At 64.0% G+C, this 24,853-nt stretch carries 24 protein-coding genes; 10 read left to right on the forward strand and 14 right to left on the reverse strand.

Annotation, left to right across the window (positions count from 1 at the left end):
• The first annotated feature begins 25 nt into the window (after window positions 1-25).
• On the forward strand, window positions 26-649 hold the full coding sequence (locus AC4FWB_RS04420) for an HD domain-containing protein (protein ID WP_491024560.1): 624 nt from the start codon (window positions 26-28) through the stop codon (window positions 647-649).
• Between the two features lie 6 nt (window positions 650-655).
• Here the strand turns inward: AC4FWB_RS04420 and AC4FWB_RS04425 are convergent, their stop codons facing one another.
• Together AC4FWB_RS04425 and AC4FWB_RS04430 are read right to left on the reverse strand one after the other, a co-directional pair.
• A complete protein-coding gene (locus tag AC4FWB_RS04425) occupies window positions 656-2,209 on the reverse strand; it encodes a trimethylamine methyltransferase family protein (RefSeq protein WP_491024562.1) in 1,554 nt (517 codons plus the stop codon).
• 12 nt (window positions 2,210-2,221) lie between these two features.
• Window positions 2,222-4,633, reverse strand: coding sequence for a GcvT family protein (locus AC4FWB_RS04430; RefSeq protein ID WP_491024563.1), 2,412 nt, complete (start codon window positions 4,631-4,633; stop codon window positions 2,222-2,224).
• A gap of 111 nt (window positions 4,634-4,744) precedes the next feature.
• On the opposite strand from AC4FWB_RS04430, the gene AC4FWB_RS04435 reads away from it, so the two are divergent.
• Window positions 4,745-5,383: a TetR/AcrR family transcriptional regulator gene (locus AC4FWB_RS04435; RefSeq protein WP_491024564.1), complete on the forward strand. Its 639-nt coding sequence runs from the start codon at window positions 4,745-4,747 to the stop codon at window positions 5,381-5,383.
• Here AC4FWB_RS04435 and AC4FWB_RS04440 read toward each other — a convergent pair.
• The 3 genes from AC4FWB_RS04440 to AC4FWB_RS04450 all read right to left on the reverse strand — a co-directional run bounded on the left by AC4FWB_RS04440 (window position 5,367) and on the right by AC4FWB_RS04450 (window position 7,190).
• Window positions 5,367-6,266 (reverse strand): alpha/beta fold hydrolase, encoded by a 900-nt coding sequence (locus AC4FWB_RS04440; protein WP_491024565.1) that lies wholly within the window; start codon window positions 6,264-6,266, stop codon window positions 5,367-5,369. The genes AC4FWB_RS04435 and AC4FWB_RS04440 overlap by 17 nt on opposite strands.
• Window positions 6,267-6,327: 61 nt before the next feature.
• Window positions 6,328-6,855 carry an SRPBCC family protein gene (locus AC4FWB_RS04445; RefSeq protein ID WP_491024566.1) on the reverse strand — a complete coding sequence of 176 codons (528 nt, stop codon included), beginning with the start codon at window positions 6,853-6,855 and terminating at the stop codon, window positions 6,328-6,330.
• Window positions 6,852-7,190: an ArsR/SmtB family transcription factor gene (locus AC4FWB_RS04450; RefSeq protein ID WP_491024568.1), complete on the reverse strand. Its 339-nt coding sequence runs from the start codon at window positions 7,188-7,190 to the stop codon at window positions 6,852-6,854. The genes AC4FWB_RS04445 and AC4FWB_RS04450 overlap by 4 nt, the downstream gene beginning before the upstream one ends.
• Window positions 7,191-7,487: 297 nt before the next feature.
• On the opposite strand from AC4FWB_RS04450, the gene AC4FWB_RS04455 reads away from it, so the two are divergent.
• Entirely contained in the window at window positions 7,488-9,644 is a 2,157-nt protein-coding gene (locus AC4FWB_RS04455; protein ID WP_491024569.1) for a transglycosylase domain-containing protein, read from the forward strand.
• Window positions 9,645-9,659: 15 nt separating this feature from the next.
• On the opposite strand, the gene AC4FWB_RS04460 is transcribed toward AC4FWB_RS04455, so the two are convergent.
• Window positions 9,660-10,814 (reverse strand): DUF930 domain-containing protein, encoded by a 1,155-nt coding sequence (locus tag AC4FWB_RS04460; protein ID WP_491024570.1) that lies wholly within the window; start codon window positions 10,812-10,814, stop codon window positions 9,660-9,662.
• A 267-nt stretch (window positions 10,815-11,081) separates the two neighbouring features.
• On the opposite strand from AC4FWB_RS04460, the gene AC4FWB_RS04465 reads away from it, so the two are divergent.
• The 3 genes from AC4FWB_RS04465 (at window position 11,082) to AC4FWB_RS04475 (ending at window position 13,655) form a co-directional block, all read left to right on the forward strand.
• Window positions 11,082-11,666: a DUF1214 domain-containing protein gene (locus AC4FWB_RS04465; protein WP_491024571.1), complete on the forward strand. Its 585-nt coding sequence runs from the start codon at window positions 11,082-11,084 to the stop codon at window positions 11,664-11,666.
• Complete coding sequence (locus AC4FWB_RS04470) at window positions 11,659-12,207, forward strand: DUF1254 domain-containing protein (RefSeq protein WP_491024572.1); 549 nt, start codon at window positions 11,659-11,661, stop codon at window positions 12,205-12,207. The genes AC4FWB_RS04465 and AC4FWB_RS04470 overlap by 8 nt, the downstream gene beginning before the upstream one ends.
• Window positions 12,208-12,647: 440 nt before the next feature.
• Window positions 12,648-13,655, forward strand: coding sequence for a hypothetical protein (locus AC4FWB_RS04475; RefSeq protein ID WP_491024574.1), 1,008 nt, complete (start codon window positions 12,648-12,650; stop codon window positions 13,653-13,655).
• Between the two features lie 71 nt (window positions 13,656-13,726).
• On the opposite strand, the gene AC4FWB_RS04480 is transcribed toward AC4FWB_RS04475, so the two are convergent.
• The 3 genes from AC4FWB_RS04480 to AC4FWB_RS04490 form a co-directional block, all read right to left on the reverse strand.
• Window positions 13,727-14,074: a DUF1491 family protein gene (locus tag AC4FWB_RS04480; RefSeq protein ID WP_491024576.1), complete on the reverse strand. Its 348-nt coding sequence runs from the start codon at window positions 14,072-14,074 to the stop codon at window positions 13,727-13,729.
• A 272-nt stretch (window positions 14,075-14,346) separates the two neighbouring features.
• Window positions 14,347-15,135: a peptidoglycan-binding domain-containing protein gene (locus tag AC4FWB_RS04485; RefSeq protein ID WP_491024577.1), complete on the reverse strand. Its 789-nt coding sequence runs from the start codon at window positions 15,133-15,135 to the stop codon at window positions 14,347-14,349.
• On the reverse strand, window positions 15,110-16,852 hold the full coding sequence (locus tag AC4FWB_RS04490; RefSeq protein WP_491024845.1) for a sensor histidine kinase: 1,743 nt from the start codon (window positions 16,850-16,852) through the stop codon (window positions 15,110-15,112). The genes AC4FWB_RS04485 and AC4FWB_RS04490 overlap by 26 nt, the downstream gene beginning before the upstream one ends.
• A gap of 531 nt (window positions 16,853-17,383) precedes the next feature.
• On the opposite strand from AC4FWB_RS04490, the gene AC4FWB_RS04495 reads away from it, so the two are divergent.
• Window positions 17,384-17,776: a DUF5330 domain-containing protein gene (locus tag AC4FWB_RS04495; protein WP_491024578.1), complete on the forward strand. Its 393-nt coding sequence runs from the start codon at window positions 17,384-17,386 to the stop codon at window positions 17,774-17,776.
• Window positions 17,777-18,011: 235 nt separating this feature from the next.
• Window positions 18,012-18,440: a SufE family protein gene (locus tag AC4FWB_RS04500; RefSeq protein WP_491024846.1), complete on the forward strand. Its 429-nt coding sequence runs from the start codon at window positions 18,012-18,014 to the stop codon at window positions 18,438-18,440.
• A gap of 178 nt (window positions 18,441-18,618) precedes the next feature.
• Here the strand turns inward: AC4FWB_RS04500 and AC4FWB_RS04505 are convergent, their stop codons facing one another.
• Both AC4FWB_RS04505 and AC4FWB_RS04510 read right to left on the reverse strand, forming a co-directional pair.
• Window positions 18,619-19,047, reverse strand: coding sequence for a Ros/MucR family transcriptional regulator (locus AC4FWB_RS04505; RefSeq protein WP_126101286.1), 429 nt, complete (start codon window positions 19,045-19,047; stop codon window positions 18,619-18,621).
• Window positions 19,048-19,459: 412 nt separating this feature from the next.
• On the reverse strand, window positions 19,460-19,828 hold the full coding sequence (locus AC4FWB_RS04510) for an SH3 domain-containing protein (RefSeq protein WP_491024580.1): 369 nt from the start codon (window positions 19,826-19,828) through the stop codon (window positions 19,460-19,462).
• A gap of 109 nt (window positions 19,829-19,937) precedes the next feature.
• Here AC4FWB_RS04510 and AC4FWB_RS04515 point away from each other — a divergent pair, with 109 nt between their 5' ends.
• Entirely contained in the window at window positions 19,938-22,049 is a 2,112-nt protein-coding gene (locus AC4FWB_RS04515) for a S9 family peptidase (RefSeq protein WP_491024581.1), read from the forward strand.
• 100 nt (window positions 22,050-22,149) lie between these two features.
• On the forward strand, window positions 22,150-22,539 hold the full coding sequence (locus tag AC4FWB_RS04520; RefSeq protein ID WP_491024583.1) for an SET domain-containing protein: 390 nt from the start codon (window positions 22,150-22,152) through the stop codon (window positions 22,537-22,539).
• A gap of 64 nt (window positions 22,540-22,603) precedes the next feature.
• Here the strand turns inward: AC4FWB_RS04520 and AC4FWB_RS04525 are convergent, their stop codons facing one another.
• From AC4FWB_RS04525 to AC4FWB_RS04535, 3 genes are all read right to left on the reverse strand, one after another.
• Window positions 22,604-23,551, reverse strand: a complete 948-nt coding sequence (locus AC4FWB_RS04525; RefSeq protein WP_491024585.1) for a cytochrome c — start codon at window positions 23,549-23,551, stop codon at window positions 22,604-22,606.
• A gap of 9 nt (window positions 23,552-23,560) precedes the next feature.
• Window positions 23,561-23,998, reverse strand: coding sequence for a c-type cytochrome (locus AC4FWB_RS04530; RefSeq protein ID WP_491024587.1), 438 nt, complete (start codon window positions 23,996-23,998; stop codon window positions 23,561-23,563).
• Between the two features lie 160 nt (window positions 23,999-24,158).
• Entirely contained in the window at window positions 24,159-24,761 is a 603-nt protein-coding gene (locus AC4FWB_RS04535; protein WP_126085129.1) for a superoxide dismutase, read from the reverse strand.
• Window positions 24,762-24,853: the final 92 nt, after the last annotated feature.

Below are 24,853 nucleotides of genomic sequence, written 5' to 3' on the forward strand. Positions count from 1 at the left end.
ATTCAACACATTGGAGGCAGCGACCATGGAAACCGTGAAATTCACGCAGATGAAGGATGGTGACCGAGAGGACTACGCGTTTCTCACCGAACACGAGACGGAATATGCCGGCAGCACCGCCGACCGGCTGCTTGCGGCCATGGTCGAGCTCGACAAATCGCTGTCAGGCTACAAGGTGACGAGGCTCGGCCACTCCCTGCAGGCAGCAACGAGAGCGTGGAATGCCGGAGCGGACACCGACTGGGTTGTGTCGGCGCTGCTGCACGACATCGGCGACATCTATGCCCCTTACAACCACGACGAATATGCCGCAGCCATCATCCGGCCATTCGTGCGCGAACAGTGCGCCTGGGTCGTTGAGAAGCATGGCGATTTCCAGCTGCTCTACTACGGCGAACATGTCGGGGCCAATCCGAACAAGCGGGAGGCCTTCCGGGGCAGCCCCTACTTCGACGACTGCGCCGAATTCTGCGAGAAATGGGACCAGTCCAGCTTTGACCCGGACTATCCGACCCTGCCGCTGGAGTTCTTCGCCCCGTTGGTGAAAGAAGTGTTCGGCCGCAAGAGCTACGACCCGGCGGTGACGAGGGCCGAGGTCCGCGCGCCTATGTCGGATGAACGAACCTCTGCCGCCCGGTCTGGAATGTAGGTTCCGCTACGACACCGGAGCGGCGCCACCTTCCTCGGTACGCCGCGCGATGAACTCGTCGAGCACACCGGCGGTAGCGGCGGCGGATTGCGGCGGCTGGAAATCGGAAAGGATCCGCTTCCAGATGCCGGTGGCGCGCTCGGTGGCGGTCTTGCCGCCGGACTGGGTCCAGTTGCCGAAATTCGACCAATCGGCGACCAGCGGCTCGTAGAAAGCGGTGCGGTAGCGCGTCATGGTGTGGGCGGCCGAGAAGAAATGGCCGCCGGGCTGCACCTCGGCAATGGCCTCGAAGCCGATCGCATCCTCATCGCCCGGGGTCTTCGCGCAAAGCTCGGCGACCGTCTGCAAGGCCTCGATGTCGGTGATCAGCTTTTCGAAGGAAACGCTCAAGCCCCCTTCCAGCCAGCCGGCGGCGTGGATGCAGACGGTGGCGCCTGCCAGCACCGAGCCCCACAGCGCGAATTGTGTCTCATGCGCGGCCTGAGCATCCGAAATATTGGCGGCGCTGCCGCCGCCGGAGCGCCATGGCAGGCCGGTGAAGCGCGCGAGTTGGCCGGCGCCAAGTGTGGCCTTGACGTGCTCCGGCGTGCCGAAGGCCGGGGCGCCGGACTTCATATCGACATTGGAGGAGAAGGAACCATAGACCACCGGCGCGCCGGGGCGCGCGAGCTGGGCGAGCGTCAAGCCGGCCAGCGCCTCCGCGTGCTGTAGCGTCAGCGCGCCGGCGACCGTGATCGGCGCCATCGCGCCCGCCAGGCAGAAGGGCGTGATGATCGACACCTGGCCGGCACGGGCAAAGTCGATGATCCCTTGCGCCATCGGGATGTCGAGCTGGCGAGGCGAATTGGTGTTGATGACGGTGTAGCAATAGGCGCCGGCGCGGAACTCGTCTTCCGAGATGCCGCGCGCCAGCCGGATCATTTCGAAGCTGTCCTCGACCTGCGGCGTGCCGCGCGCGAAGACGAAAGGCACCTTGTCGGACAGCGTCAGTTGCGCCCGGCCGGTGGCATAGTGGCGAAAGCGGGTATCGACGTCCTGCGGCTCGACGCAGGGGCCCAGCATATGCAGCACATCGAAATGCTGCACCAGCCGGATGAAATCCTCGAAGGCTTGAAGTGTGCCCGGCCGCCGGCCGCGCTCGAGGTCGGTGACGTTGGGGGCACCGCAGCCGGCGAGAAAGGTCATCGTGCCGAGTTCGAGATCGAGATCGCGGGAGTGGTCGCCGGCCCGCGCCGGGATCGAGCGCGGCGCCGAGGCAAGTGCGGCCGTCACGATGTCGCGGCCGATCTTCACCATCTGGCTGTCCTCATCGACCAGCGCGCCGGCGCGGGCAAAGATAGCGCGCGCTTGCGGCAGCAGCACCTTGACGCCGAGTTGCTCCAGCACGCGCAGCGCCGTGTCGTGGATCGCCGCGACCTGGTCGTCGGAAAGGACCGGCTGCGGCAGGAACGGGTTCTTCAAAGAGCGATAGTTCGGGCGGCGGCTCGACTCGCTGCCAGCCTCGCCGGTGCGTCCGCGCCGGCGTTCGCGCCTCAGATCGCGTGCGGCCTCGTCAATCATGCCCAATCCTCCCTATTGCCGCATCGCAATGCCTTCGGGGTCGTATGGCGAGGCGGCGATGACGCGTGCCGGCCGTTCGACGCCGACAATGTGTACGGAAAGTTCTGTTCCCTGCCCGGCGAAATCGTCATCCAGCAACGCCAGGGCGACGCTCTTGCCGACGGTGTAGCCATAGCCACCGGAGGTGACGAAGCCGACGCGCCGGCCCTTGTGCCAGACCGGCTCGAAGCCGCTGGCGTCGGCGTCGACCGCGTCGACTTCCAGCGTCACGATGCGGCGCGCGACACCCGCCTTGTGCTCCTTGAGCGCCGCTTCGCGGCCGATGAAATCGCCCTTGTCGAAGGCGATGAAGCGGTCGAGCCCCGTCTGTCCAGGCGTGTAGCCTTGCGTGAACTCGCGCGACCAGATGCCAAAGCTCTTTTCCAGCCGCAGCGCGCCCAGCGCGTAGTAGCCGATCTCGGCAAGGCCGAGATCCTCGCCGGCGGCAAGCAGCGTCTCGCGCAGAGTCGAATGCAGGGTGGCCAGGCAGTTGATCTCGAAGCCGAGCTCGCCGGCGATCGACAGCCGGGCTACCCGAGCGCGCACCATACCGATGTCGAACGCACCGCAGGCCATGAACGGCAGAGTTTTGACGGAGATGTCCTGATGGGTCGTGCGCTCGACGATCTTGCGTGCGTTGGGTCCGGTGACGAGAAAGCCGGACATAGCGTCCGAGATGTCGGTGACGAAGACGCCTTCGGCCATATGCGCCTCGAACCAGCGCATGTGGAATTCGCGCAGATAATAGGAGCCCATGATCCAGTATTCGCCGCCGCCCCAGTTGAGCACGGTGAGATCGCCCTTCAGCCGCCCGTCAGACCCAAGCATCGGCGCCAGCTTCGCGCGGCCCGGCTTCGGCAGCCTGCAGGCGAGCAGCCGGTCGAGCCAGGCCTCGGCGCTCGGGCCAGATACGGCATAGCGCGAGAAGGCGGTCGTATCGACGAGGCCTGCGGCGCGGCGGACCTGCAGCACCTCGTCGCCAACGATGTCGAAGGCGTTTGAGCGCTTCAATGTCGTCTCCTCGCGAAAACCCATCGGCGCGAAATAGGCCGGGATTTCCAGACCCCAGGACGCCGTCCACTCGGCGCCGGCGGCGCTCATGCCGTCATAAGCGCCGGGGCGCTTCAGCGGCCGGCCGGCAGGCAGCCGCTCGTTGGGGAAGGTCATGACGAAGCGGCGGGCGTAGAACTGGCCCGTCGTCTGCCTGAGATACTCGCGGTTGGCGGCGAAGGCGCCGTAGCGGGCGATGTCCATGCCGAAGATGTCGGTCTGCGGCTCGCCGTAGATCATCCATTCGGCCAGCGACTTGCCGACGCCGCCGCCCTGGCTGAAGCCGGCCATGACGCCGCAGGCGACCCAGTAGTTGCTGAGGCCCCTGACCGGGCCGACCAGCGGATTGCCGTCCGGCGTGAAGGTGAAGGCGCCGTTCACCCATTTGCGGATGCCGGCCTTCGCCAGGCAGGGGAAGCGCTGATAGGCCTTCGAAAGCTCAGGGCTGATGCGGTCGATGTCCTCCGGGATAAGCTCGATGCCGTAATCCCAGGGCGCGCCGTCCATGTTCCAGTGTTTCGGGTTCTGCTCGTAGACGCCGAGCAGCACGCCTTTGCGCTCCTGCCGCAGATAGGAGAAGCCGTCGAGGTCGACCGCAAGGCCGAGTTCCTTGTCGAGGGCGGCAACTTCCGGAATGTCCTCGGTGACGAAATAGTGATGCTCCATCGGCGTCACCGGCAGGTCGACGCCGGCCATCAGCCCGACCTGCTTGGCCCACAAGCCGCCGGCGTTGACGACATGCTCGGCGACGATCGTGCCCTTTTCGGTGACGACATCCCAGCCGCCGTCGGCGCGCTGCTTCAGCTCGATGACGCGGTTGCGCAGGATCACATCGGCGCCGCGCTTCTTCGCGGCCCCCACATAGGCATGCGTCGTGCCGTAGGGGTCGAGATGGCCTTCGTTGGAATCGTAGAGGCCGCCCAGCACGTCGCTGACATCGACGATCGGGCAGATCTCCTTGATCTCTTCGGGCGTCACCAGGCGGGCGGTCTCGATGCCGACCGACTGGAACACCGCCCAGGCCGATTTCAACCATTCCCAGCGCTGCGGGTCGCTCGCCATGTTGACCCCGCCGGTCATGTGCAGCCCGGCGTTCTGGCCGGATTCGGCCTCGATCTCGCGATAGAGCTTGATCGTGTAGTCCTGCAGCGCCGCGACATTGGGGTCGGCGTTGAGCGCATGGAAGCCGGCCGCCGCGTGCCAGGTCGAGCCTGCCGTCAGCTCGGCGCGCTCGATGAGCGCCACATCGCTCCAGCCGAACCGCGTCAGGTGATAGAGCACCGAGGCGCCGACCACGCCTCCCCCGATGACGACTGCCCGATAATGCGATTTCACGAGCCTCTCCCTCTCGTTGGAGGCTCTTACGATACATCTCCTGGACATATGTGTCTAGACACTTCTGTCCAGAGCTTGCGAAGAGTTTCATGCCATGCCTATTGTGCGGCCATGATCATGACCGCTCCCCAGGCCGAACCGACGCCCGGCAACATCAAGGTCACCCGCTCGGACTGGATCAATCTGGCGCTCGAGACGCTGATCTCGGACGGCATCGAGAGCGTGCGCGTGCTTTCGCTCGGCCAGAGGCTCGGCGTGTCGCGCTCGAGCTTCTACTGGTATTTCGAAAGCCGGCAGGATCTGCTCGACCAGTTACTCAAGCATTGGCACGACACCAACACCACGGCGATCGTCGAGCGTGCCCGGCGCCCGTCCGGGACCATCATCATGGGCGTGATGAACGTCTTCGAATGCTGGGCCGACGAACGTCTGTTCGATCCGAGGCTCGATTTCGCCGTGCGCGAATGGGCAAGGCGCTCGGACGGTGTGCGGCGCATGATCGACCAGGCCGACGACGAGCGCCTGACCGCCATCCGCGACATGTACCGCCGGCACGGCTATGACGACGAGGACGCCTTCATCCGCGCCCGCGTCCTCTACTACATGCAGATCGGCTACTACGTGCTCGACCTCAAGGAACCGGTCGAGGCCAGGGTCAGCCACCTCGCCGCCTATCTGCGCTCCTTCACCGGCCAGGAGCCGACCGAGGCGGATGTGGCGCATTTCATGCGCTTCATTGCGGCGCGGTGATGTCGGCCATCCTGTGTTCGCCAAAAAAATTCAGAAGCACTGGCAGGTGAGCCGCGGGTTTCACCATATGGTTCTGCCCCGCTAACGTCAGGTAACGGGCGTTCGGCAAGGCCTCGGCGAGTGCCTTGTTGCCGTGGCGCATCCAGGCCGGGCTTCGGCCGCCATCAGTGACCAGCGCCGGAACCGTGACTGCGGCCCATTGGCCCGGGGCCAGTGGCTTGCCGAGCTGATCGTTGGCGACGATCGCACCGTCATATGGCAAGGTATGCGCGACCGCCTTGAGCTTCGACCAGATCGGCGTCAGCCGCATGAGGAAGATCAGCGGGCGAGGCATGCCGACCGATTTGAGGAAGATGCGTACTGCATCGTCGCGACGCCCGGCAGCCATGGCTGTGCGAATGCCAGCCCAGTCGGCCTGGGTGGTCGCACGGCTTTCATCGACGATCAGCGGCGCCTCATAAAGCGCAATCTTCCTGATACCGGGCAGCCGTGACGCCGCCATCAGCGCCAGCATGGTGCCGGACGAGGTGCCCCAGACGAAGGCCTCTCCGCCGGCTGCATCGAGCACGGCTTCGATGTCGTCCACTTCGCGATCGGTCGTGTAAGGCGCAGTATCTCCGCTTTCGCCGCGACCGCGGCGGTCGTAACTGAAAACAGTGAAATGCGCGGCCAGCGCTTTAGCGAGCGGACGGCTCGGACCCATGCTGCGGGAACAAAGTGCGCCATCGACGAGAATGAGCGGATGGCCTTTTCCCTGGCGTTCATAGGCGATTGGCGTGTCGTCGGCCGAAATGATCTTTTGCGTTCCTGGCGCATCGGCAGACAATGCGCGGCCTTTCGTGGGCGCGTTACGGTTTTGCATCGTTTGTGCAGCCTGTTGCATCGAGCACTCCACAAATTGTTCGGTGGATTTTTTTGCCAGCAGCGCCGGTCGGGGCAGCCTGTCATTCAGGCGGTGGTCTGGCCATGTCTTGCGCCGTGCCGGGCCGGCTGATCTCCTGTTCCAGCCTGTCGAAGCTTTCCATCCAGCCCCGGTGCATACCCAACGCCAGCAACCGCTCTCGGTCGGCAACGCTAGCCAGCGTCACTTCGAAACAGACGTGAGTTCTAGCGCCGTCGGCCGCAAACGTGACTGTGTGGAGGCTCTGTCCCGGCGGGTTGCCAGCCCATTCCCGCAACTCAGGGTCCGGTTCGTCCGTGTAACTGAGCCGCAGGTTCGCGACCACGTCGACATAACGGCCCTGGTTGCGATAGAGCGCGCCGCCAGCGGTGCGCATATCGATGCGCCATCTGCCGCCCACCCGTACGTCGAGCGCGCAGCAAGGGATGGTGCAATCCTTGATACCCCACCATTGCGCGACCAGCAGCGGATCGGTCCATAGCCTGAACACCCGCTCGACCGGCGCGGCGAATGTCCGCTCGATCGTGAAACTGCGTTCGGCTTGCGACGCAACAGGCTGCTGTGCGCTCATTCACCCGTGCCCTCCGCCTGTTCGCGCCGCAGCAAGGCCTCGATGCGATCGAACCGCTCCTCCCAGAGCTTTCGGTAATCAGCGAGCCAGCGGTCTATGTCGCGCAGCGGCTTGATCTCGATCCGGCTCAAGCGTTTCTGCGCCTCCCGGCTGCGGGTGACCAAGCCGGCCTGCTCCAGTACGCCGATGTGCTTGGAAACGGCTCGCACAGTGAGAGCAAAAGGTTGCGCCAACTCGGCGACAGAAGCTTCACCGTCGAGTAGGCGAGCCAGGATCGCCCGCCGTGTCGGATCGGCAAGAGCAGCGAAAGTGTGATCAAGAGAGGGAGAAGCCAATTTTGGAACCACTCAGTTCTGGAACTAATCGGTTCTATAATGGATCGTTTTGGTAGCGTCAACAGCCAATTGGCCCCAAGTCGAGGCTGCCCGGTTGCGCTCCAGTGTATTGATGCCGTCGCAGCCGACCCGAAGTACCTGCGGAGGGCTCCGCCGCCCGTTGCGTCCAACAAAGCTTGTGCTGTGGCTTCGCTGCCCTTGTGAGCGGTGCTAAAATGGTCGATTAGTCTTGCAGGGGTGGCGCCCGAAACTGTCCATGCGGTTTCGGTCGAAAGCGCATTGGGGCGGAAGTCTGGAATGGCAAGTCCTTCGAAACCGCGCAAGAGAAGAGGCCGGATCGCCTCGGCGGCTCTTGCCGTCGACGCGTGGTTCGATTCCTCGCTCTATGAGATTGGCTTCAAGGCGCGCGAATTCTGGGAAGCGGCAACCATCTTTTCCCGCCGCTTCCGCCTGCATGGCTGGCGGCGCGCCATCATCGAGGTGCTCAGCGAAGGCTTCACCATGGGCGCCGGCGGCTTCGTGGTGCTCTTGGCGCTGGCAATGCCCGCCTTCGAGATCACCGCCGGCGACTGGCGCAACCAGGGCGACTTCGCCGTCACCTTCCTCGACCGCTACGGCAACGAGATCGGCCAGCGCGGCATCATCCAGCGCGATTCCGTGCCGGTGGACGAGATGCCGGACATCGTCATCAAGGCGGTGCTGGCGACCGAGGACCGCCGTTTCTTCGACCATTACGGCATCGACGTTCTCGGCCTGTCGCGCGCGATCTTCGAGAATGTGCGCGCCAATTCGGTGGTCCAGGGCGGCTCCAGCATTACGCAGCAGCTCGCCAAGAACCTGTTCCTTTCCAACGAGCGAACCCTCGAGCGCAAGATCAAGGAAGCGTTTCTCTCGCTATGGCTGGAGGCGAACCTCTCCAAGAAGGATATCCTGCAGCTCTACCTCGACCGCGCCTATATGGGCGGCGGCACGTTCGGCATCGAGGCGGCGGCGGATTTCTATTTCGGCAAGAGCGTCAAGGACCTGAACCTCGCCGAGGCGGCGATGCTTGCCGGTCTGTTCAAGGCGCCGACCAAATACGCCCCGCACATCAACCTGCCGGCCGCCCGCGCCCGCGCCAATGTGGTGCTCTCCAACCTCGTCGACGCCGGCTTCATGACCGAGGGTCAGGTGCTGCAGGCCAGGCTGCATCCGGCCGACGTCGTCGACCGCGGCGAGCAGAAGAGCCCCGACTATTTCCTCGACTGGGCCTTCGACGAGGTCAAGAAGATCGCCAAGCCCGGCCAGCATTCGCTGGTCGCCCACACCACTTTCGACGCCAACATCCAGAAGGCGGCGGAGGAGTCGGTCGAGTTCCACCTTCGCCAGTTCGGCAAGGAATACAACGTCACCGAGGGCGCGGTGGTGGTGATCGAGACCAACGGCGCGGTGCGCGCCATCGTCGGCGGCCGCGACTATGGCGCCAGCCAGTTCAACCGCGCCACCAAGGCGCTGCGCCAGACCGGGTCGTCTTTCAAGCCTTACGTCTACGCCACCGCGATGGAGCATGGCTTCACGCCGGACTCAGTGGTTTCCGGCGGCGCGATCAGCTGGGGCAGCTGGTCGCCGCATAACTACAGCGGCGGGTCAGCAGGCAATGTCACGCTGCTCACGGCGATCGCCAAGTCGATCAACACGGTGCCGGTGCGGCTCGCCAAGGACCATCTCGGCATCGGTCCGATCAAGGCGATGGCCGAATCGATGGGCGTCGAGTCGCCGCTGGAATCGCACAAGACCATGGTGCTCGGCACGTCCCTCATGACGGTGATGGACCAGGCCACCGGCTACAGCGTCTTTGCGCAGAACGGCTTCGTCGGCTCCAGGCATGGGATCACCCAGCTCGTCACCCGGACCGGCGACGTGGTCTATGACTGGACCAAGGACGCGCCGGCTCCGCACCGTGTGCTGTCGGAACAGGCGCTGAAATACATGAATACCATGCTGGCGGCGGTGCCGGTGATCGGCACGGCCAGGCGCGCCCAGCTCCCCAACATCGTCGTCGCCGGCAAGACCGGCACCACCCAATCCTACCGCGACGCCTGGTTCGTCGGCTTCACCGGCAACTACACGGCCGCCGTCTGGCTCGGCAATGACGACTTCACGCCGACCAACAAGATGACCGGCGGTTCGCTGCCGGCGATGGTGTGGCAACGGCTGATGGCCTATGCGCACCAGAACATCGACCTGAAACCGATCCCTGGCCTCGATCATCCGTGGGTCGACCCGGAGGTGGCGGCCAAGGCCGAGGAAGCGGCGAAGAAGGAGGCGGCGGATGCCGCGGCGGAGGCGGAGGCCGAACGTCCGCCGGTGCTCTCCAGCCGCACCACACAGACGCTGAGGGACATGACCAAGGCGTTCCAGACCGCGCCGGTTCTCAACGCCCCTACCGCGCCGGAGACGCTATCGGCGCTTTAGGTCTTGTTTTGATGCTCAGTGGAGACTGGGCAATCTGAGACGAGTCCATTCGCCTTGCGGGATCTCAGCGCCGACGCGGAAGTTGAACGACAGGACCCTCGTCGCATCGGCATCGACTTCGCACCGGAAGTTTAGGCGGTACCATGTGGTTGCCGTGCTGAAGGCAGCCTCCGGAGGGCTAAGAACATTGCCCACCTTCAGCGGAATGGATGGCAGCCATTTGGGAGAATAAGAGGCGTCCCGCAATTCCTGGGCCAAGACGCTGCCGCAAAGGTTGGCAACCCGCTGATCGCGAGGCACGCCGCTCATAGAGCTTGCGGCCAGCGCATCGCCGGTGGCGCCCGGCGAGTAGAGTTTTCGAACCCCTGGAAGGCCCGAATAGATCGGCGATCCGGCACCGGCGGCGTTAGCGGATCTTGGCGCCCCGACGCTCTTGCTTCCGGATTTCGAGACCCTCGCAGGCCTGAACTTCAGCGTATCTGCGGGTTTGGGCTTCGGCTTTTCGGCCGCCTCCGGAAGCTCGACCTTACCGTCGCTCTCAGCGCCCAACGGCGTTGGCGCCACGGTTGTTTGCTTTTCGGCGGTTTGCGCTCCTGCCTCTTGTTTGTCCGCCTGCTGTTTATCCGCGTCCTGGCTTGCCTGCTTGTCCTCACTCTGCGCAGGCTTGGCGTCCGTCGCGGCGGTTGCCGGTTTCGCGTCCGGCTTGTTTGGATCTGCCTGCTGATCGGGCGCGGGCGGCTTCGAATCATTGTCCTTGGCCGGCGACGGCGTGTTGTCCCGATCGCCGCCTCCATCCAGGGATTTCCTCGGGCCGGTATCCTTGTCGCCGTACCGGAAAACGGGTTTTAGCACCGCGATTGGCGGTGGCTTCGGCGGCTGCTTTTCCGGCAGGGGCGGCTTTTCAACTTTCTGCTCGGGCGGTTTTTCAATCTTAGGTTCCGGCGGCCTTTCGGCCTTGGGTTCCTTTGGCTGCGGTGCGGGCGGAGGCTTCGGTTTCGGCTGCTCGGGCGGAGGCACAAGCGCCACATTGATCGGCTGTTCCTGATCCGGCTGTTGGGCAGGCCTCGGCTGGCTGTAGATCAGAAACGCCGCGATGAGCGCATGCAGGATCAGCGACGCGGGCAAGGCCCACGCCAAATTCCAGCGTCGTTCTTCCGTCTCGCCCTTCATCCCGATCGATGTGGAACGAAATGGAGGCGGCTTCAAGCACAGGCATCGGATCTGCGCGAACCAGCCCGACAAGTCAGCGGTTTGATGGGCCTACGCGCGGCGCTGCAGAAGGCATCGAAGATCAGTGGGAGTGCGGGACCTCGTCCGCAGGACGCTGCCATTCGCAGGCCGGCATCATCTGAATATCGCCGCGCCTTGGAGCAAGCCGGCTTGCCACGAGGCCCCGCGCCGCGATATCCCGGACAACCTCCTCAGTTCCGGCTCTTCATGCTCAGAAACGCATTCCTCACGCTGCTGTCGCTTGCCATGGCCATCGGGCTGGGCGGCGGCAGCGTCTGGTATGCGCTCAACGCGCAGGACGGCGTCGGCGCGATCCGCATCGGCCGATGGACGGCCTTTCCAGAAATCGGCACCCAGGCAGCCGATCCCTATTCGAAGGCGCGCGTGGCGCGCGAGGGCGTGCTCGCGCTCGGCCGGGCGGAAGGGCTCTCCTTCGTCGCAGAGCGCGACGAAAGCGGCGAGCCGTTGAAACGGGAATGCGCCTACACGATCGAGGGCGGCTATCCGACGGCCCGGTTCTGGACGCTCTATGCCGCCGACCATTCGCTCGGCGTTATCGACACCGGCAAGGCGAGACGGGCGGCGCTGCAATCCTACGAGGTGCTGCGCCAGCCCGACAATTCGGTCGTCATCTCCGTCGGCGACCGCCCTGCCCCCGGCAACTGGCTGCTCACCAATGGCTTCGGCAAGATGTATTTCGTGCTGACCTTCTACGACACGCCGATCGCCTCGAGCACCGGACTTTCCGACGTGACGCTGCCGCGCATCCTGAAGGCCGGCTGCCATGCGTAGGCTGCTGCACGCGCTCATCCTCGGCCTGCTCGGCGCCGGCATCGTGCATATCGTGGTGCTGTTCCTGGTGCCTGACTTTTCCGAGCGCGACGCCTGGTCGCGGCTGGCGATGGCCTCCGACCTCTACAAGATGACGCGGCTGGACGCCGAGGCCGGCGGCGCGCCGGTGGTGAAGTCGGTCGACCCGATGTTCTACGCCGCCGCCTGCCGCTTCGACCTCGCCGACGGGCTGGTGCGGATCCGGGCGCCGGGCGACGTGCCGTTCTGGTCGGCGTCGGTCTATGACCGCAGCGGCCACAACATCTATTCCTTCAACGACCACAACGCGAACAGCGAGAAGCTCGATGCCGTGGTGCTGACACCGGCGCAGATGATCGACGTAAGGCGCGATCTTCCGGAGGAGCTTCAGGGAGCGATCTTCGTCGAGGCGCCGATCGAGGAAGGCATCCTCGTCGTCCGCGCCTTCGTGCCGGACGACAGCTGGAAGCCGATCGTGTCACGCTTTCTCGAGCAAAGCACCTGCGAGCTGCAGGATTATTAGCGCTTTGCCGCAATTCCGGGCGGAAAACCGCTTCACACTTTTCCTGGAATTGCTCTGGTTAGACCGTCAATGATGCGGAACGGGAGGCCGCGGCGAACCCGGCTTGTCCGGGCTGTCGGAGCGCGCTCCGCCGACCCGCGGCGGCTGCTCGTAGCGGACGCCGGGGAAGATGATGACCGCCGCCGTATCGGTAGCGTGATTTACTCGATTGACCGGTGCCGTTCTCGGCACAAAAGACAGGACCATGCCCATGGTTCGCGCATTCCTCTCGGTTTGACCGGAGCACAACGCAACGCCTCCAAAGTTGATTAAGGCGGGCAGAGGGTTAACGGAGCGCTAACGGATCGCGGCTAATTTGACCTTTGTTGCCTGGAGATGCGAAACCGGCCCGGCCGGATTGCGCAGGGCCGGGTCTGTGTCGAGTATCGGGCGTATCCTCCGTGTCATCTTCGGATTTCAGGCAAATCGCTATCCGGACCGAAGCTGGAAAAGCCGAAAGGCTGTTCCGCGCCGCCGTATCGGCCTTCTGCTCGCTGACGCGTCCCTCACGCCGCGAGATCGCCCAGCTCGAGGATCTGACGCTGCCGCTGTTTGACGAGGTGTCGGTCGAGTCGCGCCGCTATGTCGCCGCCGCCCTTTCCGAATGCGAATATGCGCCGGCCGCGCTGGTACGGCGGCTGGCCGAGGAGCCGGTGGAGATCGCGGCGCCGCTGCTCACCCGCTCGAACGCGCTGAGCGACATCGACCTCATCGCGCTGATCGGCCGCCACGGCCTGCCGCACGCGCGCGCGATCGCCCGCCGCAAGGCGCTCAATGCGACCATCGCCCAGCTGATCCGCGCGCTGGAGAGGCCGACGCTGGTCAAGACGCGGCCGCCGGAGACGGTCACCAAGCTCGCGCCGGTGAAACCGGCGCCCGCCGACACCGCGGAAGACAAACAACCGGTTCCCGGCGAGGCCGAGGAAGATGCGCGGCGCCGCTTGCGCTCGATGATGCGGCCCACCGGCGAAGGCGTCGCCGTCAACCTGTTCCTCGGCCAGCCAACCTATGTGAAGCTGCGCGAGACGGCGCTGACCGGCAATGCCGCTTTCTTCCAGACAGCGCTCGCCGATGCGCTCGACGTCGATTTCACCACGGCCCGCACGGTGACCGAGCAGTCGAGCTACGCCGCGCTGCTGGCGGCGCTCAAGGCGCTCGACCTCAGCGAGGACAGGGCCTTCCTGATCGCGGTCGCCGTCTATCCTGGAGAGTTCCCGCATCCACAGGCGATCCGCCTGTTCCTCGACCGCTACCGGCTGCTGCATCGCGAAGCAGCGCTCGACAAGGTGCGGGCCTGGAAAGCCGAGACGCTGTCGCGGGCGATCCGCGGCAACACGGCCGAGACAACAGGCGCCGAGCGCCAGGCTTCGAACAGCGACGGCGCGGCTGCCAGCCTCAAAGCGTCCTGAAGCAAATTTCAGGAAAAGCGTGCACCGGTTTGTCGTCCGGACCTGCGTGGAATGGTGCCGGGCGGCCAGCGTTATTCCGTCTTCATGGAGACAAGTTCCTCGACCGGGACGGCGCCTGCCTCGATCTCGACCACCCAGATATCCGGATCGAATCTTTTTTCCTTTTCCAGCCGCGCGTCGAATGCCGAGGTATCGTCGCTGGAATCGAGCAAGGTGAAGAAGCGCTCGTCGGGCTTGGCCGAATCGTAGCTGGTCTGCGGCGCCGGTCCGTAGAGAGCCACCTCTCCCAGCCGGTCGCGTGACAGCACGAACACGGCACCTGCGTCGGTCGCGCCGCGCTTGACCACGGCCGCAAAGCCGCCGGCGGTGAAGACGCGGCGGAGCAAGGCCGACACCCAAAGATCGGTGGTCACGCGCATGGAAAGGTTCCTGACGGCATGAAGAGTGTTTAGCGAGATTCCGGCGCGGCCGCGAGCGCCGACGAGCTTTGTTAAGCACACCGGAAATGCTATCTGATTAGGCATGAAAGCCATGAGCCGCACCCTAACCAAACCTGAGCTGGAGCGGCTTAAACGCGCCTATGATGAAGGTATGGCAAGCGGGGACGGCCAAGACGTGGACCGGACTGCCTTTCTTCGTGCTCTCCGGTCTGAGCGTGAAGCTGAGACCAGATAGGCTTTCGGACCGCCCCTCAGTTCGTCAGGCCGATCTCGCGCATCTTGACGTAGACCGCTTCGTCCGGCTCGCCGGTCTCGGGCAGCCCGAACAGCGCCTGGAACTCCTTGATCGCGGCCTTGGTGCGGGCGCCGACCTTGCCATCAAGTTGCATGTCGTCATTGCCGAAGGCCTTGAGGCCAGCCTGGATCTTGACGATGCGGGCGTCGGGCGTCTGCGTTGCGCCATTGGCTGGCGCGGAGACTGGAATTGGAGTCGGCACCGGCGCGGCCGCCGGGGACGCAGTTGCCGGCCGCGGCGCCGGATGCGGAATGGCCGCGGTCGTCTGCCTGGCGCCGAGCTGGTCGAGCAGCGCGCTGTCGATCTCGCCCGATCCCGGCAGCCCGACCTTGAGCTGATAGGCCTGGATGGCCTTGCGCGTGGCGGGTCCCGTGAGGCCGTCGACCGTGCCGTCGTAGAAATTGAGGTCCTTCAAGATGCCCTGCACCTGCTGGACGACCGGATCGGGCTTGACGGCCGGCTGCGCTGGCGCCTGGCGCACGATGTTGATGGTGGTCTCCGGCTCGTCGGAGACGGCGTGCGGGAAATTCTCGATGCTCCTGGTGGCGAAGAAGGCGCCGGTGTGCGGGAAAGGCTGGTACCAGAGCGCGTTGGCCGAAACGTAGAAGAGCGTCACCAGGAAGGCGGTCGAACCCCCGACCAGAACCGGATTGCGCGAGATCATCTGGCCAACCGCCACGGCGCCCTCGGCAAGGACGCCGCGCTCGGGTTCGACCACCTTAGGCCGTCTTGCGGAGCGAGCCATTGCTGTCCCCATCTGCATCCCCCTTCGGCTTTGCAACCGGCATCGGCAGCACGCCGATCGGCGCGCCCGAGCGCCGCTTCGGCCCGCTCACCGGCAGGCTGACCGTCACCGTCGTGCCTTCGCCCGGGGCGCTCTCGATCGACATCGTGCCCTCGTGCAGCGCCACAAGGCCCTTGACCAGCGATAGGCCGAGCCCGGTTCCCTCGAAACGGCGCGTATAGTCGTTCTGGATTTGCATGAACGGCTTGCCGAGATTGGCCATATCCTCCTCGGCGATGCCGATGCCGGTATCGCTCACCCAGAAATGCAGCCGCGAGCCGACGCGCTTGGCGCCGATCACCACATTGCCGCCGTCGGGCGTGAACTTCACGGCGTTCGAAACGAGATTGATCAGGATTTGCTGCACGGCGCGGCGGTCGGCATTGATCTCGCCGGCGTCCGGCGCGACCTGCGCGGTGAGCGCAATGCTCTTGGCGTCGGCCAGCGGCCGCAGCATCGACCGGCACATATCAACCGCCTCGACGAAGCGGAACGGTTCCAGCTCGGTCGCATAGGCGCCGGCCTCGATGCGCGAGACATCGAGGATCGAGGTGACGACGGACAGGAGATGCTGGCCGGACTCCCTGACCAGGCCGACATATTCCTTCTGGCGCGGATCGCGGAAAGCGCCGAACATCTCGTGCAGCAGCATGTCGGAGAAGCCGATGATGGCGTTGAGCGGCGTGCGCAACTCGTGGCTGACCACCGCCAGGAAACGGCCCTTGGCCACTTCGGCGGCCGCGGCGGCTTCCTTCGCCGAGGCAAGCTCTTCACGCAGAGCAGCGACGTCGCCGTTCTCGCGCAGCATGAGGGTGAATATCTCCGGCTCAAGTTCGCTACGCATCAATTCCAGGCGGAACGGGCGGAAATTGTCGGCCGAGCCGCCACCGTCGCGCGGCAGCCGGATGCGCAGGTCGAGCCGGCGCTTCGGCGCGCCCTCGCGCATATCCGCGAGCGCGGTGAGATAGGCGACGCGGTCGGAAAGATGGACACGCTCGAACAGACCCGTGCCGAGCAAGAGCTCCGGCGCCAGCTTCAGAATGGAACGCGCCTTAGCCGAAGCGTCGAGCACCTCGCCCTGGCGGCCGATGCGCAGCACGACGGCGTCGATGATCTCCTCGAGACGGTCGGCCGCAGGCTCAGCCTGGCGCGCGCCGGCCGGATTGGCGAAGGCCGCCGCGCGGGGCAGCAGCGTCAGCGCCCAGCCAAGCGGCAGCAGCCAATGCCAGGTGGCGATCCCAGTCGCGCCGAGCAGAGGGAACTGGTTCGCGAAAGGCTGCAGCAAAATGGCGGCGAGCGCCGCCAGCGCGCCCGACAACGCCGCGCGCCGCGATCCGGCGATCCACCAGGCCTCGACCGGCAAAGCAACGGCAAGCAGCGCGACCGGCGAGGCCAAGCCGCCCGCCGTGGCGATTGCCGCAGCAAGAGCGAGGCCACCCATGACAACCGCCGCACGGCCGGCGAGCGCCATGCGGCCGATGGCGGCAACCAGAAGCGCTGCGAACCAGCATAGGCCGAAAGCGGCAAAGATCGCGCCGACGGTAACGGCCGCACCGAGACTTGAGGTGACCAGCGTCACCGCCGCGCCCGCGGCGAGAAAGGGGGCGGCGAGCATGACGCCGATGAAGCGGCGCTGACGCAGGCGCTCGGCCTCACCCGTGACGGTCGGATGAACCATGCGTTCGCAGCCGGCGGCCACCGCACCGGGCAACTGAACGTATCTGGCCGTAATCGAACTCACCGCACGCGTACCCGGTCGTGAAACTGCCCTGCTTTGCAGGTGACTCTTAATTGGCTTGAAACTGGCATCCAGCGTTTAAGGAATGGATAAGGCAGACGAGGCGAGCGCCCTGCCCACGGCAAATATTGGGACGCCGGGATCGGAAAGCCCGTCGATCTGCCGCCATGGTAAATGGAGCGTTAGCTACAGCCGGCGCGCCGGGCCGCCTGAAAACCTCGTGCCGATGTCGCCTCTTTCTAGAATTTCCCTTTTAAAACAGCCGTATAGATGGTTATCGTAAAGTTAATGCAATCGATGAGATTTGAATGAAATCAATCTCGAAAACCAATCCTTTCGAATTTGCCTAAAATTTGAAGAAAATTCGCGGCTTCGGCGCAAGCCGTCCTTTGCGCGCCTGTGCCATTATCGTGGCATAAAAGAGGTCATGCCGACGGATGCATGATCCGGTCACGGACGAGAGGCATTGAGATGGGTTTTCTGATCAGGATGGCTTTCTGGTTTTCGCTGGTGCTTCTGGCGCTGCCGCTCAGCGTCGGCTCCGACGAGGATGGCCGCGAGGCAGTCGGGCCGATCCAGGCGCTGTTTGCGGCGCGCGAGGCGGTCGGCGACATTGCCGGCATCTGCGAGCGCAAGCCGGACGTCTGCGAGACCGGCAAATCGGCCATGCACACCATCACCGTCCGCGCCCAGGAAACCGTCAAGATCGCCGCCGCCATGCTTGACGACCAACAGTCGGAAAAGCCAGCCGTGCCCGAGGCGAAGGTTGCGGAGACTTCCGTCGAGACCACCGGCAGCGTCGCCGAAGACGTCGTGCTGCCCGCCAAGGTCAACATCCCGGTGATGCTGACGGCGAAGAACTGAGATTTTTTCAGCCGTTCGCTCGGCTCTTTAGTTTTGGCGCAATTCCGGACGGAAAACCGTTTTCACACTTTTCCTGGAATTGCTCCCTCTTTAGTTTTGGCGCAATTCCGGACGGAAAACCGCTACGCACTTTTCCTGGAATTGCTCTAACGCCGCGGGCCCGTCCGACCTCTCGACGCCCGCGGCGTCTTTCTTTTTCCGTGACGTGGGGGCGCCGGGTCACTATATGCGGGCAATGACGACCTCGATCGAAACGATCCGCGACGATTTCTCCCTGCTCGACGAGTGGGAAGACCGCTATCGCTATGTGATCGAGCTCGGCGAGGCGCTGCCGCCTTTTCCCGAGGCCGAACGCACCCCGGCCAACAAGGTGCCGGGCTGCGTCAGCCAGGTATGGCTGACGACCGAGCAAGGACCGGGCGTCGACCCGATGATCAGCTTCCAGGGGGATTCGGACGCCCACATCGTACGCGGCCTCGTCGCCATCATGCTGGCGCTGTTCTCGGGCCGGCCGGCCAGCCAGATTCAGCGTACCGACGCGGAAGTGACGCTGAAAGAGCTCGGCCTCGACGAGCATTTGTCGCCGCAGCGCGCCAACGGCCTGCGCTCGATGGTCAAGCGCATTAAGCGCGACGCGGATGCGGCGCTGAAGCAGACCGCCTAGAGCGCGACGCGCCGAAACGGATTCAGACGACGTGCTTTAAGTTTCTTGTTCTGATGCTGTCGTTGTCCCAGAACCGCCGCACACTTCTGGGCGACATGCATTGACCTTTCCAACAGCCACGCCGGAAAGCAAAACGGCGCCCCGAAGGGCGCCGTCAAATTGCTTGGTCCGATATCCGTTATCTGCGGCTCTTGGGCTTGCGGCCAAGGCCCATCTTCTTGGCAAGCTGCGAACGGGCGGCGGCGTAGTTGGGAGCGACCATCGGATAGTTGGCATCCAGACCCCACTTCTCGCGGTATTCTTCCGGGGTGAGGTTGTAGTGGGTCATCAGGTGGCGCTTCAGCGACTTGAACTTCTTGCCGTCTTCGAGACAGACGATGTAGTCGTCATGCACGGAGCGCTTCGGGTTGACGGCCGGTTTCTGCTTCTCGGCCGACGGCTGCTCGCTCGTGCCGCCGACGCGGCCGAGCGCGGCATGGACATCGGCGATCAGGTTCGGCAGTTCGCCGACCGGCACCGGGTTGTTGCTGACATAGGCCGCGACGACATCGGCGGTCAGCTCGATCAGCGCGTCACTATTCCTTGAAGGTGTTTCGACGATATCCATTGTGTTCAGGCCCCAACGAGAGTTTGTTTCTAGACTGTGCCCTTTTTCTGGGATTGGGCATCGCGCGAATTTCATATAGGCAAGCCTCTACGATTCGCGTCGCGTTATCTTAATGACGCTATGCTGCAAGTAAGTCAATTCGCCTATTGAATTATATTCGGCGATATTCATCAAATATTGCCGATTCAGCTTCAAAAATTCGTGCGCCGTGTAACTTAGCGAGATTTTTCTGGCCGGACCAGATCGGCCTGACGCAACGTCAAATACGCTTTACACCTCGGGCAGCGCCAAAGAAGGTCGCTAATGCTTGACAAATGCTTGGCCGCCAGCACGAAGAATCCTGCAGGCCACAGGCTGCAAGAACACTGATCCTCGCGGGGAGCGGGCAACGCTGATGGCCGCGACGGACCTCTCAATAGGGCGCGATGTATTTGCCGTAGACCCAGCCGGTGACGAAATGACCGTTCTGCGCCGGATCGTGCCAGACCTCGCACCAGCGGTAGCGGATCGCCTGCCGCTGCTTCCAGCGCGGCTGGCCGGCAATGTCGAGCAGATCTATCCCGCCCGTGCAGCGGCCGGTCATCTGCAAGACGGCGCCATTCGGATAGGCCGCCTGCTTTTGCGATGTGTTTGACGGATATTTGCGCGCGTTGAGCGTGTCGCCGAACGGCACGCCCGCCACTTGCCAGGCGGCGAATACGGTTGCATGAGACTGACCGGAAAAGGCCAGCACTGTCGAAGCGACGGCAAAAGCCGCGGCCGTGCGAACATAGGATTTCATCTTTCCCCCCTTCAACTTAGTTTCTGTAGATACCTTGAACCCCGCCCCTTGAACCGCTGCTGAGCGGCGTGTTCATTTGCCATTCAAGCAAATTCCACAGCGAGACGTAATGACCAGACCTTCCACCTTCCTGGCCGCCTTCCCGACCGCCAACCCGCCGCGGCCCGAGAAACGCCCTGTCTTCGATGTGCATCACGGCATCAGCCGCACCGACGACTATGCCTGGATGCGCGCCGACAACTGGCAGGCGATGTTCAGGAACCCATCGCTCCTCGCCGGCGCGATCCGCGCCCATCTCGAAGCCGAGAATGCCTACCAGGCGGCGCTGATGGCCGACACGGCCGAACTGCGGGCCAAGCTGTTCGCCGAGATGAAGGGGCGCATCAAGGAAGACGACTCCACCGTGCCGATGAAGGACGGTCCCTATGCCTATGGCTCGTCCTTCCGGCAGGGCGGCGAGCAGCCGCGCTACTTCCGCACGCCGCGCGACGGCGGCACTGAGGAGATCCTGCTCGACGGCGACGCGGAAGCCGAAGGCAAGTCCTATTTCCGTCTCGGCGGCGTCGACCATTCGGCCGACCACAGGAAGCTGCTCTGGGCCTTCGACGACAAGGGCTCGGAATTCTTCACGCTGCGCGTGCGCGATGTCGCCAGCGGCAAGGAACTGGCCGACCAGATCCCCGATACGGGTGGCGGCGGTGTGTGGAACGCCGGCGACGACGGCTTCTTCTACACCCGCCTAGACGACAACCACCGCCCGTCAAAAGTGTTCTTCCATGCACTTGGCGACAGGCTTGAAAACGACCGGCTGATCTATGAGGAGACCGACCCGGGTTTCTTCATGGACGTCAGCGGCACGCGCTCCAACGACTGGATCATGATCGGCATCAACGACCATGAGACATCGGAATACCGGCTACTGCGCGCCGACGAACCGTTCGCCGAGCCAACGCTGGTGGCGGTCCGCGAGGCCGGCCTGCAATATGATCTGGAGGAAGGCGGCGACGTCTTCTTCGTCCTCACCAATGCCGACGGCGCCAAGGACTTCAAGATCATGACCGCGCCGGTCGAAGATCCGGTGCGCGCCAACTGGAAGGAACTGGTGCCGCACGAACCCGGCCGGCTGATCCTGTCGGTGCTCGGCTTCAAGCACCACATGGTCAGGCTGGAGCGCAAGGAAGGCCTGCCGCGCATCGTCGTGCGCGATCGCTCGAACGGCGAGGAGCATTTCATTTCCTTCGACGAGGAGGCCTTTTCGCTCGGTCTCTCCGGCTCCTACGAATACGACACCGAGGTGATGCGCTTCACCTATTCGTCGATGACGACGCCGGCGCAGGTGTTCGACTACAACATGCGCACCCGCGAGCGCGTGCTTTTGAAGACGCAGGAAGTGCCTTCGGGCCACGATCCGGAGCACTATGTCACACGCCGGCTGATGGCGCCCGCCGCCGACGGCGAACTGGTGCCGATCTCGCTTCTGCACCACCGCGACACGCCCCTCGACGGCTCGGCCCCCTGCCTGCTCTACGGCTACGGCTCTTACGGCATCGCGGTGCCGGCGGCGTTCAACACCAACTGGTTCTCGCTCGTCGATCGCGGCTTCGTCTTCGCCATCGCACATATACGCGGCGGCAAGGACAAGGGCTATGGCTGGTACGACGACGGCAAGCGGGCGCACAAGATGAACACCTTCACAGATTTCATCGCCTGCGCGCGCCATCTGGTGGCCGAGCGTTACACGCAACACGACCGCATCGTCGCCCAAGGCGGCTCGGCCGGCGGCATGCTGATGGGCGCGGTCGCCAACATGGCGCCCGAGAGTTTCGGAGGCATCGTCGCCGAAGTGCCGTTCGTCGACGTGCTCACCACCATGCTCGACGCCAGCCTGCCGCTGACGCCGCCGGAATGGCCGGAATGGGGCAACCCAATCGCTTCCGCCGACGACTACAACACGATCGCGGCCTATTCGCCCTACGACAATGTCGCGGCGCTCGACTACCCGCCGATCCTGGCGCTGGCCGGGCTCACCGATCCGCGCGTCACCTATTGGGAGCCTGCCAAATGGGTGGCGCGGCTGCGCGAGCGCAAGGCGGGCAACAATCCGGTGCTGTTCAAGATCAACATGGAGTCCGGCCACGCCGGCGCGTCGGGCCGGTTCTCGCGGCTGGAGGAGATTGCATACATCTACGCCTATGCCTTGAAAGTGACCGGCAAGGTTTGATTTTTACTCGCAATTGCGACGGCCTCGCGTTACGCAATGCGCCGTCGTTTTTGGTCGCGGTCTTTCGGGCCGCGCGCACAATACATTCGCAAGGTTCGTCATGCTGCTCGTCGACGTCTATCTCGACAAATCGTCCATCCAGGGCATTGGTGTCTTCGCCAAACACCGCATTCCGCGCGGCACGTTGATCTGGAAGCTCGATCCGAGGTTCGACCGGCGCATTCCCATGGAAACCTATGAAGGCGAATCCGGCCCGGTTAAGTCCTATCTCGACCGGTATTCCTATCCGGACCGGCGCGATCCCAACTTCATCGTCTTCGAGGCGGATGACGCCCGCTACATGAACCACGCCGACGAGCCGAATTGCGACGTCTCCTCGCCCGAGGAAACCTACGCGCTGCGCGACATCGCGCCCGGCGAAGAACTGACCTGCGACTACAATCACTTTTTCGAAAACGGCTTCGATTTCCTGGGCGACCGCCACCCGTAGGAAGCCGTTTTGACGCAATTCCGAACGGAAAAACCGCTACACACTTTTCCTGGAATTGCTCTGGTCAGCTCGCCGGCTTGCGCGCCGGATAGCCGTTGGGGTGCGGCGGGACGGCCTTGAGATAGGCGGCGATCGCGGCGCGGTCGTCGGCCGTCAACTGGGCGATGTTGCGTTGCACCTCGACCATGGCGCCGCCGACGGAATCGAAATCGGGCGTGAAGCCGGTTTCGAGGTAGTTGGCGATGTCGCTCTCCGACCAGCTTTTGATGCTGTTCCCTTCGGGGGTGAGGTTGGGCACGACGCCCTTGCCTTCCGCCGCCACGGCGCCGGCCAGCCATTCGGCTTTCTTGACGCCGCCGGCGAAGTCTCGCGGGGTGTGGCATTCGCCGCAATGGCCGGGTCCCTCGACCAGATAGCGGCCGGCCAGCACCTTGTCCGGCGCGCCGTCGGGCAAGGCGATCACCGGGTCGGGGCTGAGATAGAGTCGCTTCCACAGGCCAATGCCGCGACGGATGTTGAAGGGGAAAGAGAGCTTGTGGCCGGGCGCCTTGCCTGCGACCGTCGGCAGCGTCTTCATGAAGGCATAGAGGTCGGCGACATCGGCCGGCTTCATGCGCGCGTAGGAGGCATAGGGAAAGGCCGGATAGAAATGCTCGCCGGAGGGCGAAACGCCTTTGAGCATCGCATTGGCGAAGTCCTCCTCGCTCCAGGCGCCGATCCCGTCCTTTTGATCCTGCGAGATGTTGGGCGGCACGAAGGTGCCGAACGGCGTCTTCAGCTCCAGCCCGCCGGCAAGCTCCAGCCGGGCGTCACCCTTCGACCCCGGCTTGGCATGGCAGGACGTGCAGCCGCCGGCATTGAAGATGCGCTTGCCTCTGGCGGCGTCGCCGGGCCCGAACTGCGCGACGGTCGCGGCATCAAGCCGGACCGGAGCCGACAGCGCCCAGCCGGCAACGGCGCCGGCGCCGCCCAGCACGATGACGGCGCCGACGAGCTTCTTCAGCCAGGCCATGGCAGGCGATCAGCCCTTCTTGATCCTGTAGCTCTGATGGCAGGTGCCGCAGTCGCCGCCGATCGTGTTGAGCTGCGCCTTCAGCGCATCGACATCGGCCGGCGGCGAGGCGACCGCGGCCTTAACGTCGACCACGAGCTTGTCTCCGGCCGCCTTGAAGCCCGCCACATCCTCCCAGATCTTCGGCGCAGCCGTGGTGTCGCCCTTGTCGCTGCCGGCCGGGAACAGCGTGTCGGCATCGAATTTCTCGGCATTGGCCTGCAAGGCCTTGAGTGTGGTCAGCACCGCGGCGGCATCGAAATCGTCTTCGCCCTTGACGACTTTCGACAATTGGCCGGCGAGCTTGCCGCGCTCCTTCATCAGGGCCCGGCGATCCTTGATCGGATCGGCGTATGCAACCGAACCGGCAAGAGCGAGCATAGAGATGGCGAGGACAAGCTTTCTCATTCAATTGGCTCCGTGTGAAGAAAGTTCGCGACTGGACGTTAACGGACCTGACGGCGGGAATATTCCCCCCGTGCCGTCACGATTTTCCCGATGGTGATCAATCTCCTATGTTGGCCGAAAAAGAAAAGCCCCGGCATGCCGGGGCTTTTCTTTAAAACAGTCAGCCTTTCGCCTTTTCGTAGAGCTCCAGGACATAGTCCCAGTTGATGAGGCTATCGACGAAGGCTTCGAGATATTTCGGCCGCGCGTTGCGGTAGTCGATGTAATAGGAGTGCTCCCACACGTCGACGCCGAGGATCGGCGACGCGCCGTGGACCAGCGGGTTCTCGCCATTGGGAGTCTTCGAGATCGCGAGCTTGCCGTCCTTGACCGAGAGCCAGGCCCAGCCGGAGCCGAACTGGGTGGTGCCGGCGGCGATGAAGTCCGCCTTGAATTTGTCGTAGCCGCCGAGATCGGCATCGACAGCCTTCTGCAAAGCGCCCGGCAGCTTGTTGCCGCCGCCGCCCTTCTTCATCCATTTCCAGAAATGGATGTGGTTGTAGTGCTGGGCGGCATTGTTGAAGAGCCCGGCATTCTTGCCGAAGGACTGCTTCACGACCTCTTCGACCGAAAGATCGCCCATTCCAGCCTCGGCGGCCAGCTTGTTGCCGTTGTCGACATAGGCCTTGTGGTGCTTGTCGTGGTGATACTCCAGCGTCTCCTTCGACATGTAAGGCTGCAGGGCCTCGTAGTCGTAAGGCAAAGCGGGCAACTCAAAAGCCATGGATGGTACTCCCTCGTGGAAAAAATCCGGTGAAACTACCGAACTAAGATAGGTCTGGAATGGGTTGGGGCAACTCCAGAACGAAGCGCCGA

It is taken from the genome of Mesorhizobium sp. LEGMi-168a, from assembly GCF_058312955.1.

Excerpts from the sequence above, each read along its gene's own strand:
- AC4FWB_RS04440 (WP_491024565.1), bottom strand. The coding sequence starts at position 6,266 with ATGCAACAGGCTGCACAAACGATGCAAAACCGTAACGCGCCCACGAAA.
- AC4FWB_RS04470 (WP_491024572.1), top strand. The coding sequence starts at position 11,659 with ATGCGTAGGCTGCTGCACGCGCTCATCCTCGGCCTGCTCGGCGCCGGC.
- AC4FWB_RS04425 (WP_491024562.1), bottom strand. The coding sequence starts at position 2,209 with ATGATTGACGAGGCCGCACGCGATCTGAGGCGCGAACGCCGGCGCGGA.
- AC4FWB_RS04460 (WP_491024570.1), bottom strand. The coding sequence starts at position 10,814 with ATGAAGGGCGAGACGGAAGAACGACGCTGGAATTTGGCGTGGGCCTTG.
- AC4FWB_RS04465 (WP_491024571.1), top strand. The coding sequence starts at position 11,082 with ATGCTCAGAAACGCATTCCTCACGCTGCTGTCGCTTGCCATGGCCATC.
- AC4FWB_RS04535 (WP_126085129.1), bottom strand. The coding sequence starts at position 24,761 with ATGGCTTTTGAGTTGCCCGCTTTGCCTTACGACTACGAGGCCCTGCAG.
- AC4FWB_RS04505 (WP_126101286.1), bottom strand. The coding sequence starts at position 19,047 with ATGGATATCGTCGAAACACCTTCAAGGAATAGTGACGCGCTGATCGAG.
- AC4FWB_RS04500 (WP_491024846.1), top strand. The coding sequence starts at position 18,012 with ATGACGACCTCGATCGAAACGATCCGCGACGATTTCTCCCTGCTCGAC.
- AC4FWB_RS04435 (WP_491024564.1), top strand. The coding sequence starts at position 4,745 with ATGATCATGACCGCTCCCCAGGCCGAACCGACGCCCGGCAACATCAAG.
- AC4FWB_RS04480 (WP_491024576.1), bottom strand. The coding sequence starts at position 14,074 with ATGCGCGTGACCACCGATCTTTGGGTGTCGGCCTTGCTCCGCCGCGTC.
- AC4FWB_RS04490 (WP_491024845.1), bottom strand. The coding sequence starts at position 16,852 with ATGGTTCATCCGACCGTCACGGGTGAGGCCGAGCGCCTGCGTCAGCGC.
- AC4FWB_RS04520 (WP_491024583.1), top strand. The coding sequence starts at position 22,150 with ATGCTGCTCGTCGACGTCTATCTCGACAAATCGTCCATCCAGGGCATT.
- AC4FWB_RS04515 (WP_491024581.1), top strand. The coding sequence starts at position 19,938 with ATGACCAGACCTTCCACCTTCCTGGCCGCCTTCCCGACCGCCAACCCG.
- AC4FWB_RS04495 (WP_491024578.1), top strand. The coding sequence starts at position 17,384 with ATGGGTTTTCTGATCAGGATGGCTTTCTGGTTTTCGCTGGTGCTTCTG.
- AC4FWB_RS04420 (WP_491024560.1), top strand. The coding sequence starts at position 26 with ATGGAAACCGTGAAATTCACGCAGATGAAGGATGGTGACCGAGAGGAC.
- AC4FWB_RS04510 (WP_491024580.1), bottom strand. The coding sequence starts at position 19,828 with ATGAAATCCTATGTTCGCACGGCCGCGGCTTTTGCCGTCGCTTCGACA.
- AC4FWB_RS04455 (WP_491024569.1), top strand. The coding sequence starts at position 7,488 with ATGGCAAGTCCTTCGAAACCGCGCAAGAGAAGAGGCCGGATCGCCTCG.
- AC4FWB_RS04525 (WP_491024585.1), bottom strand. The coding sequence starts at position 23,551 with ATGGCCTGGCTGAAGAAGCTCGTCGGCGCCGTCATCGTGCTGGGCGGC.
- AC4FWB_RS04445 (WP_491024566.1), bottom strand. The coding sequence starts at position 6,855 with ATGAGCGCACAGCAGCCTGTTGCGTCGCAAGCCGAACGCAGTTTCACG.
- AC4FWB_RS04485 (WP_491024577.1), bottom strand. The coding sequence starts at position 15,135 with ATGGCTCGCTCCGCAAGACGGCCTAAGGTGGTCGAACCCGAGCGCGGC.
- AC4FWB_RS04530 (WP_491024587.1), bottom strand. The coding sequence starts at position 23,998 with ATGAGAAAGCTTGTCCTCGCCATCTCTATGCTCGCTCTTGCCGGTTCG.